Genomic DNA, 16,291 nt, shown 5'->3' with positions numbered 1-16,291 from the left:
ATTGAGACGGGCCGCCGCCAGGCCAAAACCGGCAATGGTCGTCGCTGTCCGCACCCTCGCCCCGGGAATGTCCTCTCATTGGGTGCATGTCTGTCGACATCGACGATCACAGACCGCCCCCCTGTTCCATCACGCCGCGAAGCCCGCCGGATACCAGTACGTTGACCTCGTAGAGAATTTTCGGCGCGGCAAGTCCGCCTTGGCAGGCGAGGTAACTGGACGACCAGACCGGATCAAATTTTTCCTTGTAGGCGCGCAGCCCCTCGAAACGGTAGAAGTGTTCTCCATGCTCGAATATGAAACCGCCGATCCGGTTCCAGAGCGGTGCAAGCGCGCGGTTTTCAACCCCCGCGAAGGGTGCGCCCCCCAGCGAGGCCCAGCGATACCCCTCTGCCGCGCCCCGGAGCATCAGTTCGGCAAACAGCGCGTCCATGGCAAAATGCGGCGCGTCGGGCAGATAGCGCATGAGATCGACGGAAATCTCGTGCCGGTCGGCTCCCCTGAACAGATTGGCAAAGGCGACGATCCGGCCTTCGGGGTCTTTCAACACCGCGACATCGAAATTGCGCATGTAGCTCTCGGTGAAGGCCCCCAGGGCAAAGCCCTTTTCCCGGCCGTGTTTCCGCGCCAGCCAGGCATCCGAGATGTGCCGTAACTCCGGCAGGATCGTCGCCACCCCGGCGCGCGGAACCACGGCAAAGACAAATCCGTCACGCGCCGCACGGTTGCGCGCCTGTCGCAGGTCCTTGCGTCTGGATCCGTCAAGCGTGAAACGCCGCAGATCGACACGCGCGACCTCGCCGATCTTGAGGATCGAAAGCCCCAGATCGAGGTAGGTCGGCAGATAGGCGCGCGACACCGAATAGAACGCCGCCCGCTTGCCCGCGCGGTACGCGCGTTCCCGCAAGGCCCATATCAGTGCCTGGCCGGACGTTTCATTCCCAACGGGATCACCCTTGGCAATCAGTGACGTCCCGGTGTCTGCATAGGCGATGAAGGCTGTCTCGTCCCTTGAGACAAGGAACAGCTTGTCACCCGTCAGGGCGATGTTGGCTTCGGTGCCCTTGCTTTCCGCCACCAGCCGCCGCACCACGTCCGGTATTTCCTGCGGTTGGCGCGCTGTGGGCCGATGGCTGATCAGGGAATTCACGACCACAGCCGACAGAACGACAGCGACGAGCAGGCTCGCCCGAAGAAAGCGGGGCGCGTCGCCGTTCCAGCTGAATTGCCACCACAGGTCGTTGCGGTAGTCGACATGATCATATGCGAAAAGCCCGATCCAGAAGACCGCCGCGCCAAGCATGAGGACGCTGAGGATCCATCGCCGGTCGAGCCGGAACACCGACACGTCCTCGGCGCGGTAGAAGGCGGGGCGCATCAGCCCCAGCATCGTCAGTATCGCGGTCATGGATGCCGCTTCGACCCAGTCCAGCCCCTTGGCCAACCACACGACGATGCCGACCCCGATCAGCGCCATCGCGAACAGCCACGCGCGATACAGCTTGCGGTAGAGCCCCGCCGCCACAACGACCAGCAGAGCGCCGGCCAGGCTTCCGGCAAGGTGAGACACCTCGATCACGCTGAGCGGAAGAATGTCGCGCAGTATGGCAAGCCGCGTGCCATCGGCAGGCAGACTGCCCGATACCAGCAGGGTGACACCGGCAAAAAGAGCAAGGGCTGCGGCCAGGATCGGCACCACGGGTTTGAGGGCGCGCCAAAGCACGCTCGACGTCGCTTTCAATCGTCCGTGATGGGCCAATGCCGCGGCACCGGCAAGGCCGAGTGCGGCAACCGCGAATGGCAGGAGAGTGTAGACCAGACGATAAATCAGCAGCGACGCCAACACATCCGAACGCCCGGAGGCCCCCAATCCGGCGATGATGGTCGCCTCAAACGCGCCCAGTCCGCCGGGCGCATGGCTGAGCAACCCAATTCCGATGGCCATGATGAAAACGACCGCGAAGACGGGCAGGCTTGGCGCCAGATCGGCGGGCAGCAGCACATATAACGTCATGGCCGCGCCGCAAAAATCCAGAACACCCGCCAGCGTCAGCCCACAAGCTTGAACGGGCTTGGGCAGATCAAGGGTCAAGTCGCCCGATCTCACCCGCTTCTTGCCGGACGCCAGCCAGATCAGATAGCCGCCCCACACGGCCAACAGGATGACGCCGAGGGCGGTCTGATAGGCCGGTGCGACATGGGCCAGCGGCCTCAGCCCGGCGGCGTGAAGCGTCAGCAGCGCGCCAAACCCAAGGACCAGCGCCGAGAGGAAACCGGACCAGGCGATCCCGACAATCGCCGTGATCGTGACCAGATCGAGCCCGAAGGCGGAATAGACCCGATACCTTACAGCCGTTCCGGTCAGATACGAGGCGCCCAACAATCCTGATACGGCATAGCCCGCGGCACCGGCCACCAACGGAACATGCGCGGGCATCCGCCCCGGCGCGGCAACCCGCATGGCAAGAAAATCGTAGGCGGAGATGCCTGCAAAGCTCAGGACCGTACTTCCCAGCGCCGCCAGAAGCACCGTCGGCTGCGCCGCCGCCAGGTCGGCCTTCACGTCTTGCCACCGCACGTGGCTTGCCAGCTTGTGCAGCACGACCACGGCGATGATGCCGATGGCCAATGGGATCGCGATCCTGAACGCCGGGGAGTCGATCACGTTCAGCACGCGCGCAGGAAAGGTCCGGGACTGAGCGGTCGTCATTGTCATGTCACCGCGCCCTTTGCCGGTCGTGCCAGCATCACGAGCGACAGGCCGGTCGAGAGAAAGTTCAGCCCCATCATCAGGCCCAGCGTCCAGCTCGCCGTCCAGGGCCAACCGAACAGGATCACCATGCCCGCAGCAAAGGAACACAGGCCGCTGAATACAAGCCAACCCCAGTTCGAGACATGTGTGCTGCTGCGCAGGCCAAAGAGGATAGACAGGATCCCCTCCATCAGGAACGACAGCATCATCATGACCGTCAGCGCGGCAATCCCCGCAACGGGAAAGAGAGCAAGCACGACGCCGACAAGAAGCAGAATGCCAAAGGCCACAAATCCGTAGCGCCATTCCGACGCGGGCCGTATCGCCCAGGAAAACCACAGGCCGATGGCCCCCCAGATCGTCAGCGTCCAGGCCACCAGCTGTTCCGCCCCGACGGTCGCGACCTGCGGCAGCAGGCTGGCAAAGACACCGATCAGCAGCAGGATGACACCGACCAGTTTCAAACGCCTGACACCCGTGCCGCCGGCAGGCGGATGGGTCGGGCCTTTCAGCGATGAGAGATATGTATGCATGCAAGCCGCTCCTTTATACCCGCCGGGTCCGGACGGGCATGAGCGGAACCTAGGCGCGCGCGATCGCCCGGAATTCGCGCGAACCTTACATCTATGCAAGGAACGCTGTTTCGCTGGCGCAGCAGGTCCGGTTCCCCTTAAATGACGGCAAGGAGCAAACGCACATGAAGATCCTGCTTGCCGAAGACGACACCAAGGTGGCCGACTACATCGTCGCCGGACTGTCGGAACAGGGCCATTCCGTCGATCACCTGGCCGATGGCCGGGACGCCTTCAGCTATTGCCTTTACAACGACTGCGATCTGGCGATCCTCGACCGCATGTTGCCGGGAATGGACGGGCTGTCAGTTGTCAAGGCGCTGCGGGCGTCGGGCAATTCCCTGCCGGTGCTGTTCCTGACCGCTCTCGGGCAGGTCGACGACCGCGTCGAAGGGCTGGCCGCTGGCGGGGACGACTACCTGACGAAGCCCTTTCACTTTTCCGAACTTGTCGCCCGGATCGACGCCATCGTGCGCCGCAAGACCGACACAAAGACCGTCTCAACCCTGAACGTGCATGACCTGACGCTTGATCTGCTGGCCCGCACCGCGACGCGGCAGGGCAGCGTCATCGACCTGCACAACAAGGAATTCAGCATCCTGGAAATCCTGATGCGCAATGCCGGTCGGGTGGTGACCCGTACCCTGCTGCTGGAGCGGGTATGGAACTTCAACTTCGAGCCCAACACCACGGTGGTCGAAACCCATATGAGCCGGCTCCGCGGCAAGGTCGACAAACCCTTCGACACGCCTCTGATCCACACGATCCGGAACACCGGGTATTCGATGCATGGACCGCGGTGACATCCTTTCCGGGGCCGCGTTTTCCGCGGTCTTTCGCTCTGCCCTGGCTTTCATCGTCATGCTCGTGCTGTTCGGCTGGGTTGCGCTGAACTATATCGAACGCAGCCTGATCACGGAACTGGGCGACGATGTGCAGCAGCGCTGGAACATCATCGCGGCGGAGCATGCCGGCGAGGGAGAAGACCACATGGTGCAGGCGATCTCCGACCTCGCACAGGGTGGAACGGGCGGACATCATGCCGCGGCGCTTTTCGGAGAGGCGGATGCGCTTGTTGCCGGGAATATCCGCACACGGCCCAAGGGGCTGGGCCTGCAGGTTGGACCGCTGGATCATGCTGCCGCATCGCCTGATGATGTTACCGTCGATTACATACATTTCACCGGTCCTGTGGACGACAGGACGCTGGTCGTCGGATTGCGGCTGGATCTACTGTACCGAACCAAGGTCCTTGTTTTCAGGGCGCTGACGCTCAGCGGCTTTCTTGTCGTCGTGACGATGCTGGCGGTCGGTTACTACCTCAGCCGTCAAAGCCTGCGTCGGTTGCAGGACATCGAAACCGCGCTGTCGAAAACCAGCGAGGGCGACACAGCGATCCGGATCGCGGAGAAAGGCGGCAGAACGCAGATCGACCGGATTGCCCGGCAGATGAACCTGCATCTGGATCGGTTGTCACGGATGATCGAAACGACCCGCAACACCGCTGCCGCCGCCGCGCACGATCTGAAATCTCCGCTGGGCCGCGCCTACCTCTCACTCGGGAAAGCCATTGAACAGGTGGACCGGGGCGAAGACCCCGATGCGGCACTGACGGATACGCAGGACGAGCTGGAAAAGATGCGGGTCATCTTCGACTCCTATCTTCAGCTTTCGCGCATCGAAGCGGCAGGACGCGCGCAGTTCAGCGCACGCGTCGATCTGCGCGACCTGACGACCGATCTGGTTGAAACCTTTGCCATGATCGCAGATGACGCCGGTCAGAGCCTGTCGTTCGACGTGCAACGGGATCAGGATTACGGCATCTCGGGTGACGGCCAGATGCTGCAACAGATGGTGGTGAACCTGCTCCAGAACGCCGTGACCCACGGCGCCGAGGGCAACAGGATCTCCGTCCGCCTGGACCGGTCGCAAGCAGAGATCCGGCTGGCGGTTACGGACACGGGTCCCGGCATTCCGGCCGATGCAAGACAGCGCGTGTTCGAGCCGTTCTACCGGCTTGATCCCAGCCGGTCGAAGCCGGGCAGTGGTCTGGGATTGGCGTTGGTGCAGGCGATTGCCGAACGGCACCGGGGCCGTGTCGCGCTCGGCGACAACGAACCGGGTCTGATTGTCGAGGTGGTTTTGCCTGGCATCGCGGGCTGACCCCGCGTGGTGGCAACTCCATGCTCAGGAAACCCTGCTGGTCGTGCTAGTCTCTTATCAACTGTGCGACTGCTTTGCGGTAGGCGGCAAAGATTTCCTCGCGCTTCGGGTGCCGCCCGTTTAAGACGGCATGGCGTCCGGCGGCCCAGACGTCGGTGACGACGCCGTCCTTGGCGGCGAAGGCGAGACAGTCGAGGATGCCGTCGCCGGACAAGGCGCAAAGCGCCGGTGTCTGGCTGTCGATGGCGACGAGGTCGGCCAGTCTGCCCGTTTCGATCACGCCGGCGTCACGGTTCAGCGCCTGTGCCCCGCCGCGCGCCGCCGCGGTGTAAAGGAACGCCCCGACGGCGCCTTGTGCGGGGATCATGACGTTGCGGCGTGTGTCGCGCAGGCGCTGGGAATATTCCAGCGTGCGCAGTTCTTCCGTCAACGAGATGTTGATATTGGAATCCGAGCCGATCCCGAACCTGCCCCCCGCAGCCGCATAACCGGGGCCGTTGAACGGGCCGTCGCCCAGGTTGGCTTCGGTGATGGGGCACAGACCGGCCACCGCGCCCGAGGCGGCCAGCGCGTCGGTTTCGGCGTCGGTCATGTGGGTCGCGTGGATCAGACACCAGCGGTCATCTACGGGCTGGTTGTCGAGCAGCCAGGCCACGGGCCGCGCGCCGAGCCAGGCCTCGATGTCGCGCACCTCCTGCGGCTGTTCGGCGATATGGATGTGGATGGGCCCTTGCCCCTGCGCCGCCACGACGCGCGCCAGGTCCTCGGGGCTTATGGCACGCAGAGAATGCGGTGCGATGCCGATGCGCGCATCCGGCGGCAGGTCGCGCAGCGCCGACGCCGCATGTTCGGTCAGCCGCGCGAAACTGTCGGCATCGTTGCCGAAGCGCCGTTGCCCGGCGGTCAGGTCGGCCTGCCCCGCGCCGCCATATGTATAGAGCACAGGCAGGTGGGTCAGCCCGATCCCCGTCTGCGCCGCGGCGGCAAAAATCCGCTCCGAGAGTTCGGCGGGGTTATCGTAAGGCCTCCCGCCCGGCTGGTGGTGGACATAGTGAAACTCCCCCACGCTGGCGAACCCGGCTTCGAGCATCTCGACATAGACCTGCGCGGCGATGGCTTCGATCTGCTCGGGCGTCATGCGGTCCATGAAGCGGTACATGAGGTCCCGCCAGGTCCAGAAACTGTCCCGGCCCGCCTGTCGGAATTCCGTCATCCCCGCCATGGCGCGCTGAAAGGCGTGGCTGTGCAGATTGCCCAGAGACGGCAGCAGCGTGTCGACGCGAGCGTCGCCCGTCCGCGCAGCGGCATCTGTTTCGATGCGCAGGATGGTTCCGGCGTCGATGGTCAGTCGGACATTGTCGGCCCAGCCCTCGGCCAGAAGCGCCTGCTTTGCATGTATCACGGCCTTATCTCCACGCTTATAGATTTTATGTCTAGACATATAACCGAACCAACGGTAGGAGAAAAGCAGAATATGGAGGGATGCCCGGATGCCAGACGCTCGCCAGCTGATGACCAATCTGACCGCCGCGACACTGACCGGCGACAGCCATTACGGGCTGATCGAGGATGCCGCCATCGCGGTCGCGGAGGGCAGGATCGCCTGGGCCGGACGCCGCCAGGACCTGCCGCAGGACCTCGCAGGCGGCACGCCGCGCGACATGGGCGGACGGCTGGTCACGCCGGGTCTGATCGACTGTCACACGCATCTGGTGCATGGCGGCAACCGCGCGGCGGAGTTCGAGATGCGGCTCAAGGGTGCCAGCTATGAAGAGGTCGCACGCGCGGGCGGCGGCATCGTCTCCACCGTCACCGCGACCCGCGACGCCAGCGAGGAGACGCTGCTCAAGGCGGCGTTGCGCCGCGCCGATGCATTGATCGCCGAAGGCGTCACCACGCTTGAGATCAAATCGGGCTACGGGCTCGACCTTGAGACGGAGCTGCGGATGCTGCGGGTGGCGCGTGCCGTCGCGGCGCACCGCCCGGTGCGGATAAAGACCTCGTTCCTTGGCGCCCATGCCCTGCCGGCCGACTACAAGGACCGCCCCGACGCCTATATCGACGAGGTCTGCATCCCCGCCCTGCGCGCGGCACACGCCGAGGGGCTGGTGGACGCGGTGGACGGCTTTTGTGAGGGCATCGCCTTTTCCCCCGCCCAGATCGCCCGTGTCTTTGACGTGGCGCAGGAGCTGGGGCTGCCGGTCAAGCTGCACGCCGAGCAGCTGTCGAACCTCGGTGGCGCGGCGATGGCGGCAGGCTACGGGGCGCTGTCTGCCGATCATATCGAATATCTCGACGACGCGGGCGTGACCGCGATGGCCCGGGCAGGCACGGTCGCGGTTCTGCTGCCGGGCGCCTTCTACACCTTGCACGAAACCCAGGCCCCGCCGGTGCAGGCGCTGCGCGATCACGGCGTGCCGATCGCGCTGGCGACAGATGCCAACCCCGGTTCCTCGCCGCTGACCTCCCTGCTGCTGACCATGAACATGGGCTGCACCCTGTTCCGCCTCACGCCCGAAGAGGCGCTGCGCGGCGTCACCGTGAACGCCGCCCGGGCCCTGGGCCTGTCGGATGTGGGCACCATCGCCGCGGGCCAGCGCGCCGAACTGGCGGTCTGGGACATCGAACACCCGGCGGAGCTTTCCTACCGCATCGGTTTCAACCCGCTGCATTCGCGCATTTACGGAGATCCGGCATGACGCATTTGACCCTGACCCCCGGCGCCGCGACCCTGGCCGACCTCGTCCGGATCTACCGCGAAGAGGCTTCCGTCGCCCTCGTCCCCGCCTGCCACGCGGACATCGAACAGGCGGCGGCGCAGATCGAAGCGGCGGCCAGCGGCACGGACGCCGTCTATGGCGTCAACACCGGCTTCGGCAAGCTGGCCTCGGTCAAGATCGCCGCCGCCGACACCGCGACGCTGCAGCGCAACCTGATCCTGTCGCATTGCTGCGGCGTGGGCGATCCGATCCCGCGGCGCCATGCGCGGCTGATGATGGCGCTCAAGCTGCTGTCGCTGGGGCGCGGTGCCTCGGGCGTGCGGCTGGAGCTGATCACCCTGATCGAACAGATGCTGGCGCGCGGCGTGACGCCCGTGATCCCGGTGCAGGGCTCGGTCGGGGCCTCGGGCGATCTGGCGCCGCTGGCGCATATGGCCGCGGTGATGATGGGCCATGCCGAAGCGGAATACGAGGGCGAGACGCTGCCGGGCGCGGAGGCGTTGAACCGCGCCGGGCTGGCACCGGTCGAGCTGGGCGCCAAGGAAGGGCTGGCGCTGATCAACGGCACGCAGTTCTCCACCGCCTTCGCGCTCGCGGGGCTGTTCGACGCCTGGTCCGCGATGCAGGCGGCGCTTGTGACCTCGGCCATGTCCACCGATGCGATCATGGGCTCCACCGCCCCGTTGCAGCCGGAAATCCACGCCCTGCGCGGGCATGCCGGGCAGATCGAGGCGGCGGCGGCAATGCGGGCGCTGCTCGACAACTCCGAGATCCGCGAAAGCCACCGCGAGGGCGACACCCGCGTGCAGGACCCCTACTGCATCCGCTGCCAGCCGCAAGTCACCGGCGCGGCCATGGACATGCTGCGCATGGCGGGCCGCACACTGCAGATCGAGGCCAACGCCGCCACCGACAACCCGCTGGTGCTGAGCGAGGCGGGGCTGATCGTCTCGGGCGGCAACTTCCACGCCGAACCCGTGGGCTTTGCCGCCGATATGATCGCGCTGGCCGTGGCCGAGATCGGCGCCATCGCGCAGCGCCGTGTCGCGCTGATCGTTGACCCGACGCTGAGCTTCGACCTGCCGCCATTCCTGACGCCGAACCCTGGGCTGAACTCGGGCCTGATGATCGCCGAGGTCACGACCGCCGCGCTGATGAGCGAGAACAAGCACCTGGCCAATCCATGCGTGACGGATTCAACCCCCACCTCGGCCAACCAGGAAGACCACGTGAGCATGGCCGCCCACGGCGCCGTGCGACTGGGCCGCATGGTCGCCAACCTCGAACGCATCCTCGGGGTGGAGCTGCTTTGCGCCGCGCAGGGCATCGAGTTCCGCGCGCCGCTGAAGACCAGCGCACCGCTGGCCGCCGTGCTGGACCGGCTGCGCGAAACCGTGCCCTCGGTGGTCGAGGACCGCTACCTTGCCCCCGATCTGGAACGCGCTGCCACGCTTGTGAGAAGTGGCACCCTGAACGAGGCGACTGTAGTCGACATGCCGGAGCTGGGCGCATGACCCCCGTCGAAGTTACCCAAGGCACCGGCCCCGTTGTCCTGGGCCTGCCGCATACCGGCACCTGGCTGCCCGACGAGGTGATCGCCCAGCTTAACCCGCGCGGGCGCGGGCTCGACGACACCGACTGGCACATCCACACCCTCTATGAGGCGCTGCTGCCCGGCGCGACCACGGTGCGCGCCACGTTCCACCGCTACGTGATCGACGCCAACCGCGATCCTTCGGGGCAAAGCCTTTATCCCGGACAGAACACCACGGGCCTCGTGCCGCTGACCGATTTCGACGGCCGCCCGATCTGGGAAAACGAACCGACGGCCGAAGAGATCGAGGCGCGGCGCACCGCCTACCATGCGGCCTATCACGCCGCCTTGCAGGCCGAACTGGCACGGGTGCAGGCCGTGCATGGCGTCGCGATCCTATACGATTGCCATTCGATCCGCAGCCTTATCCCCTTTCTGTTCGACGGTACCCTGCCGGATTTCAACATCGGCACCAACGGCGGCACGACCTGCGACCCGGCCATCGAGGCAGCGGTGCGCGACATCTGCGACCGCGCCGAAGGCTACACATCGGTTCTCAACGGACGCTTCAAGGGCGGCTGGACCACGCGCCACTACGGCCAGCCGTCCAAGGGCTATCACGCCATCCAGATGGAGCTGGCGCAATCCGTCTACCTGACCGATGAGGCCGCGCCCTGGGATTATGACCCGGCCAAATCCGACAGGCTGCGCGCCTACCTTTCCGACATTCTGACCACACTGGCCGATCTGGCCCCGACCCTTGGAGGCAAACGATGACCAACCCCCGCCACAACATCCGCGACGTCTATCCCGACACCGGTCCCGAGATCACCGCGAAAAGCTGGCTGACCGAAGCGCCGATGCGGATGCTGATGAACAACCTGCACCCCGATGTGGCCGAGAACCCGCATGAGCTGGTCGTCTACGGCGGCATCGGGCGCGCGGCACGGACGTGGCAGGATTTCGATACCATTGTCGCCAGCCTGAAAGAGCTGGAAGACGACGAGACCCTGCTGGTGCAATCGGGCAAGCCGGTTGGCGTCTTCCGCACTCACCGCGACGCGCCGCGCGTGCTGATCGCCAACTCCAACCTGGTGCCGCACTGGGCCACCTGGAAGCATTTCAACGAGCTGGACCGCAAGGGTCTGGCGATGTACGGCCAGATGACCGCCGGGTCCTGGATCTATATCGGGTCGCAGGGGATCGTGCAGGGCACCTACGAGACCTTCGTGGAGGCCGGTCGCCAGCATTACGACGGGAGCCTCAAGGGCCGCTGGATCCTGACCGGGGGCCTTGGCGGCATGGGCGGCGCGCAGCCGCTGGCGGCGGTGATGGCCGGGGCCTGCTGTCTGGCCGTGGAATGCGACGAAACCCGCGCCGATTTCCGCCTGCGCACCCGCTACGTGGATGAAAAGACCCATTCCATCGACGAGGCGCTGGAGATGATCGACCGCTGGACCAAGGCGGGCGAGGCGAAATCCGTGGCCCTGATCGGCAACGCGGCGGATGTCTTTCCCGAGCTGGTCAAGCGCGGCGTGCGGCCCGATATCGTGACCGACCAGACCTCGGCCCATGACCCGGTCCACGGCTACCTGCCGCAGGGCTGGACCGTGGCCGAATGGCGCGCCAAGCAGGAAAGCGACCCCGAGGCGGTGGAAAAAGCCGCCCGCGCCTCGACGAAGGTGCATGTCGCCGCGATGGTCGATTTCTGGAACGCGGGCGTGCCGACGCTGGATTACGGCAACAACATCCGGCAGGTGGCACTGGAGGAAGGGCTGGAAAACGCCTTTGCCTTCCCCGGCTTCGTGCCAGCCTATATCCGCCCGCTGTTCTGCCGCGGCGTGGGGCCGTTCCGCTGGTGCGCGCTGTCGGGCGACCCGGAGGACATCTACAAGACCGACGCCAAGGTGAAGGAACTGTTGGACGACCCGCACCTGCACAACTGGCTCGACATGGCGCGCGAGCGGATCAGCTTCCAGGGTCTGCCCGCGCGGATCTGCTGGGTGGGCCTGGGCGTGCGGCACAAGCTGGGCCTCGCCTTCAACGAAATGGTCCGCAACGGCGAGTTGAAGGCCCCGGTGGTGATCGGCCGCGATCACCTCGACAGCGGCTCCGTCGCCTCGCCCAACCGCGAGACCGAGGCCATGAAGGACGGCAGCGACGCCGTGTCCGACTGGCCGCTGCTGAACGCGCTGCTCAACACCGCCTCCGGCGCCACCTGGGTGTCACTGCACCACGGCGGCGGCGTCGGCATGGGGTTCTCCCAGCATTCCGGCATGGTGATCTGCTGCGACGGCTCCGAGGATGCCGACCGCCGGCTGGCCAATGTGCTGTGGAACGATCCGGCCACCGGTGTCATGCGCCACGCCGACGCGGGCTATGACATCGCAAAGGACTGCGCCAGGGAACATGGGCTGAACCTGCCGGGCATCCTCTGAGACGGGGGCCAGTTCAGGCGGCGCCGTTGTAGGATTGCAGCGCGGCGCGAGTGCCCTGTTGCCAGATCAGCTGCAACCAATGTTCGAACCGGGTGGCAAAGGCCGCCTGCCCCGCGAGGTCGCCGTAGATCCCCGTCATCTCCAGCCAGGCGGCGGGGCGGGTGCGGGCCTCCTGCGCGGTCGCGGTCAGGCGGTCCCACATGGGGTCGTTCGGTTCGATCGTGCTGCCGTCCTCTCGGGTGCCTTCGCACATCCGCGCCCAGCATGCCTCCACCAGCGCGAGACCGTCCAGCGGCAAACCGGCTGCCAGTGCCTTGCGCACCAGCGGCAGCACGAAACCGGTGTGGCGCGCGCTGCCGTCAAAGGCGACGCGGCGGGTGGTATCCTCGATCCGGGGATTGGAGAAGCGTTCGTCGATCAGCTCGACATAGGCTTCGGGGGGCATGCCCGGCACCGGTTTCACATGCGGCACGATCTCCGTCATCGCCACCCTGCGGAAGAGTGCCCCCACATCCGGGTCGGCCATGCAGGCGGCGATGGTCGGCAGCGACAGCACCTCGCCCGCGTTGGCGATGACCTGATGCCCGGCATTCAGGATGCGGATTTTCATGGTCTCGTAGCCGTGGACATCGTCCGAAAAGACCGCGCCCGCGCGCGCCCAGTCCGGTCTGCCCGCACAGAAGTCGTCCTCCATCACCCACTGGCGGAAGTTTTCGTGGCAAACCGGGGCGGCATCATCGACGCCCAGCGCGCGGGCCTGGGCGATCTGGACGGGGCCGGTTGCGGGCACGATGGAATCCACCATGGAGTTCGGAAAGCTGCACTGCGCGTCAATCCACTCCGCGAGGTCCGTGTCCTGCAGGCGGGCCAGCCCCACGACCGTCTGGCGCAGGACATCGCCGTTGCCCTGAAGGTTGTCGCAGCTTTGCGCGGTGAAGGGTCCGGTGGCCGCATCCCGGCGCCGCCGCAGGGCCGCGACCATCGCGCCAAAGGCGGTGCGCGGACTGTCCGGATGCGCGGCATCATGGACGATGTCGGGATGGGACGCGTCGAATGCCTTGGTCACGGGGTCGATGTAGTACCCCCCTTCCGTCACCGTCAGCGCGACGATGCGGATGTCGGCCTGCGCCATGCGCGCGATCAGCGGGCCGTGGCCCTCCGCGATGGGAACATAGTCGATCATGGGCCCGACCACCTCGGCCGAAAGCCCGTCCGGTGACAGTTCGATCAGCGTTGTCAGGTAGTCCTGTTCGGCCAGACGCAGGCGCATCGCCTCGTCGTAGGGGCGCACGCCAGCGCCGACGATGGCCCAGTCCAGCGCCACGCCCTCCTGCATCAGGCGGTGCAGATACCACGCCTGATGCGCACGGTGGAAATTGCCCACGCCGATATGCAGGATGCCCGGCGTCAGTGCCGCGCGGTCGTAGGCGGGCCGCTCGATGCCCTCTGGCAATTGCGCCAGTGTCGCGTTGGATAGTTTCATGTCAGCTCATCCATTGTCCGCCGTCGACATTGTATGTCTGGGCGACGATGTAATCGGCCTCGGAAGAGGCAAGGAAGACGGCCATGCCGGTCAGGTCCTCTGCCCGGCCCATTCGGCCATAGGGCACCGCCTGCCCGACTTCGCGTTTCTTCTGGCCGGGCGCCTTGCCCTCGTATTTCGCAAAGAAGGCGTCGACGCCGTCCCAGTGTTCGCCGTCCACCACCCCGGGGGCGATGGCGTTCACGTTGATGCCGTGTTCGATCAGGTTCAGCCCCGCGGACTGCGTGAGGCTGATGACCGCCGCCTTGGTCGCGCAATAGACCGCCACCAGGCTTTCGCCGCGGCGGCCCGCCTGGCTGGCCATGTTGATGATCTTGCCGCCGCCGCCTTGCGCGATCATCTGCCGTGCCACCGCCTGCATGGTAAAGAGGCACCCCGAGACATTGATGTCAAAGGCGCGCTGGTAGTCCTCGCGGGTGATCTCGGCGATCGGCGCCGCCGTAAAGACAGCCGCGTTGTTGATCAGGATGTCGATGCGCCCGAAACGGTCGACCGCCTGCGCCACGCCGGCGTCGATGCTGGTCTGGTCGGTCACGTCCATGACCACGGCGCAGGCGTTTTCACCCATCGCCGTGGCCGACTGCTCTGCCCGTTGTTTGTCGATGTCCGCGATCACGACCTGCGCGCCCTCGCGAAGGTAGGCCTGGGCAAAGGCATGCCCGATCCCGCGTGCCGCGCCCGTGATCAGCGCCGTCCTGCCTGCCAGCCGGTTCATGCGACGCGCAGCCCGGCCTTGTCGAAACGGTGGATTTCCCCGGCGCGGGGCGTCAGGTGAATGGTATCGCCGTGACGCAGGCTGACGTTCCCGATGGAGCGGACGGTGATGGTCTCGGCCAGGCCCGTGTCATGGACGTGAAAAAACGTGTCGGACCCCAGGTGCTCGGCCACGCCGACCGTCCCCTGCCAGACACCGTCGCTTTCGACCACGTCGATATGCTCGGGCCGGACACCGATGGTGTGGGCGTCATGTTTTGCCGCCTCCTGGCCGGTGATCAGGTTCATCTTGGGCGAACCGATGAAACCCGCGACGAAGGTGTTGCGCGGCGCCCGGTAGAGTTCAAGCGGGCTGCCCACCTGTTCGATCACACCGGCCTGAAGAACCACGATCTTGTCGGCCATCGTCATCGCCTCCACCTGGTCGTGGGTGACGTAGATCATCGTGGTGGCCAGCTTCTTGTGCAGTTCGGAGATTTCCATGCGCATGCCCACACGCAGGGCGGCATCGAGGTTCGACAGCGGTTCATCGAACAGGAACGCCGCCGGTTCGCGCACGATGGCCCGGCCGATGGCGACACGCTGGCGCTGGCCGCCGGACAATTGGCCGGGACGGCGGTCGATGTAATCGGCCAGGTTCAGCACCTGCGCCGCCGCATCCACGCGCTTGTCGATCTCGGCCTGGTCCATCTTGGCCATCTTCAGCGGAAAGGCGATGTTCTTGCGCACCGTCATATGCGGGTAAAGCGCGTAGGACTGGAACACCATCGCCAGCCCCCGCCGTGCGGGAACCACGTCCGTCGCATCCTTTCCGTCGATTTCGATATGGCCCGTGGTAATGTCCTCCAGCCCCGCGATCAGCCGCAGGAGGGTCGACTTGCCACAGCCCGACGGGCCGACGAAGACGGTGAATTCGCCATCCTTGATGGTCAGGTCCAGCGGCGGGATGACCTGCACGTCGCCGAAGGATTTCGTCACCTGTTTGAGTTCAATCTGTCCCATATTTCCGGTTCCCTATTTCACGGCGCCAAAGGTCAGGCCCCGGACGAGTTGCTTCTGGCTGAACCAGCCAAGGATGAGGATCGGCGCGATGGCCATGGTCGATGCGGCGCTGAGCTTGGCGTAGAACAGACCTTCGGGGCTGGAGTAGCTGGCGATGAAGGCGGTCAGCGGCGCGGCCTGCGCCGCGGTCAGGTTCAACGTCCAGAACGCCTCGTTCCAGGCGAGGATAAAGTTCAGCAGCAGGGTCGAGGCGATGCCGGGGATCGCCATGGGCGTCAGCACATAGAGGATCTCTTCCTTCAGCGTGGCCCCGTCCATCCGGGCGGCTTCCAGAATTTCGCCGGGAATTTCACGGAAATACGTGTAGAGCATCCAGACGATGATCGGCAGGTTGATCAGCATCAGCACCACGGTCAGGCCAACGACGCTGTCCAGCAGCCCGAGCCGGATGAACAGCAGGTAGATCGGGTACAGCACCCCGACCGCCGGCAGCATCTTGGTCGAGAGCATCCAGAGCAGGATGTCCTTGGTCCGCCTGGACGGGACAAAGGCCATCGACCAGGCGGCGGGCACCGCGATGATGATCCCCAGAAGGGTCGAGCCGCCCGCGATGATGATCGAGTTCCACAGGAAGCGGGCATAGTTCGACCGCTCCATCACCGTTGAATAGTTCTCGGTGGTCCAGTCGAAGAACAGGAACACCGGCGGGTCGCTGATCGCCTGCGCCTCGGTCTTGAAACTGGTCAGGATCGTCCAGAGGATCGGGAAGAAGATCAGCAGCCCGATGATCCAGGCGGCGGCGGTGTTGATCGACTTGCGCCGTGTGGTGACAGAACGTGCCATGTGTCGCCCC

General features: G+C 65.5%; 13 protein-coding genes. 6 read left to right on the top strand and 7 right to left on the bottom strand.

Annotated elements, in window-relative coordinates:
* Positions 1-106 precede the first annotated feature (106 nt).
* Positions 107-2,716 carry a bifunctional lysylphosphatidylglycerol flippase/synthetase MprF gene (mprF, locus tag FIU94_RS11010; RefSeq protein WP_368407128.1) on the bottom strand — a complete coding sequence of 870 codons (2,610 nt, stop codon included), beginning with the start codon at positions 2,714-2,716 and terminating at the stop codon, positions 107-109.
* Complete coding sequence (locus FIU94_RS11005) at positions 2,713-3,285, bottom strand: HdeD family acid-resistance protein (RefSeq protein WP_152465844.1); 573 nt, start codon at positions 3,283-3,285, stop codon at positions 2,713-2,715. Before FIU94_RS11005 ends, mprF begins: the two co-directional genes overlap by 4 nt.
* Before the next feature lie 164 nt (positions 3,286-3,449).
* On the opposite strand from FIU94_RS11005, the gene FIU94_RS11000 reads away from it, so the two are divergent.
* Positions 3,450-4,127 (top strand): response regulator transcription factor, encoded by a 678-nt coding sequence (locus FIU94_RS11000; protein ID WP_152465843.1) that lies wholly within the window; start codon positions 3,450-3,452, stop codon positions 4,125-4,127.
* Positions 4,114-5,487 carry a HAMP domain-containing sensor histidine kinase gene (locus FIU94_RS10995; RefSeq protein WP_152465842.1) on the top strand — a complete coding sequence of 458 codons (1,374 nt, stop codon included), beginning with the start codon at positions 4,114-4,116 and terminating at the stop codon, positions 5,485-5,487. Before FIU94_RS11000 ends, FIU94_RS10995 begins: the two co-directional genes overlap by 14 nt.
* Positions 5,488-5,533: 46 nt before the next feature.
* Here the strand turns inward: FIU94_RS10995 and FIU94_RS10990 are convergent, their stop codons facing one another.
* Entirely contained in the window at positions 5,534-6,889 is a 1,356-nt protein-coding gene (locus FIU94_RS10990; RefSeq protein WP_254702515.1) for a formimidoylglutamate deiminase, read from the bottom strand.
* An 88-nt stretch (positions 6,890-6,977) separates the two neighbouring features.
* On the opposite strand from FIU94_RS10990, the gene hutI reads away from it, so the two are divergent.
* From hutI to hutU, 4 genes are read left to right on the top strand one after another with little or no spacing between them, the layout of a single operon-like run.
* Positions 6,978-8,186: an imidazolonepropionase gene (hutI, locus tag FIU94_RS10985; RefSeq protein ID WP_152465840.1), complete on the top strand. Its 1,209-nt coding sequence runs from the start codon at positions 6,978-6,980 to the stop codon at positions 8,184-8,186.
* Positions 8,183-9,721 carry a histidine ammonia-lyase gene (hutH, locus tag FIU94_RS10980; protein ID WP_152465839.1) on the top strand — a complete coding sequence of 513 codons (1,539 nt, stop codon included), beginning with the start codon at positions 8,183-8,185 and terminating at the stop codon, positions 9,719-9,721. The genes hutI and hutH overlap by 4 nt, the downstream gene beginning before the upstream one ends.
* Positions 9,718-10,518, top strand: a complete 801-nt coding sequence (gene hutG, locus FIU94_RS10975) for an N-formylglutamate deformylase (RefSeq protein WP_152465838.1) — start codon at positions 9,718-9,720, stop codon at positions 10,516-10,518. The genes hutH and hutG overlap by 4 nt, the downstream gene beginning before the upstream one ends.
* The gene (hutU, locus tag FIU94_RS10970; RefSeq protein ID WP_152465837.1) at positions 10,515-12,179 is read left to right on the top strand and encodes a urocanate hydratase; all 1,665 of its coding nucleotides are present in this window, start codon (positions 10,515-10,517) and stop codon (positions 12,177-12,179) included. The genes hutG and hutU overlap by 4 nt, the downstream gene beginning before the upstream one ends.
* Positions 12,180-12,192: 13 nt before the next feature.
* On the opposite strand, the gene FIU94_RS10965 is transcribed toward hutU, so the two are convergent.
* Genes FIU94_RS10965 through FIU94_RS10950 form a run of 4 tightly spaced genes read right to left on the bottom strand, consistent with a single transcriptional unit; the run spans position 12,193 to position 16,281 of the window.
* A complete protein-coding gene (locus FIU94_RS10965) occupies positions 12,193-13,662 on the bottom strand; it encodes a mannitol dehydrogenase family protein (RefSeq protein WP_152465836.1) in 1,470 nt (489 codons plus the stop codon).
* 1 nt (position 13,663) lies between these two features.
* A complete protein-coding gene (locus tag FIU94_RS10960; protein ID WP_152465835.1) occupies positions 13,664-14,437 on the bottom strand; it encodes an L-iditol 2-dehydrogenase in 774 nt (257 codons plus the stop codon).
* Positions 14,434-15,438: an ABC transporter ATP-binding protein gene (locus tag FIU94_RS10955; RefSeq protein WP_152465834.1), complete on the bottom strand. Its 1,005-nt coding sequence runs from the start codon at positions 15,436-15,438 to the stop codon at positions 14,434-14,436. Before FIU94_RS10955 ends, FIU94_RS10960 begins: the two co-directional genes overlap by 4 nt.
* A 12-nt stretch (positions 15,439-15,450) precedes the next feature.
* Positions 15,451-16,281: a carbohydrate ABC transporter permease gene (locus FIU94_RS10950; RefSeq protein ID WP_152465833.1), complete on the bottom strand. Its 831-nt coding sequence runs from the start codon at positions 16,279-16,281 to the stop codon at positions 15,451-15,453.
* Positions 16,282-16,291: the final 10 nt, after the last annotated feature.

Origin of the sequence: Sulfitobacter sp. THAF37 (assembly GCF_009363555.1) — a bacterium.
GTDB lineage: Bacteria > Pseudomonadota > Alphaproteobacteria > Rhodobacterales > Rhodobacteraceae > Sulfitobacter.
Note: the sequence above shows the minus strand (reverse complement) of the source record. Positions and strands in the feature narration are given on the sequence as shown.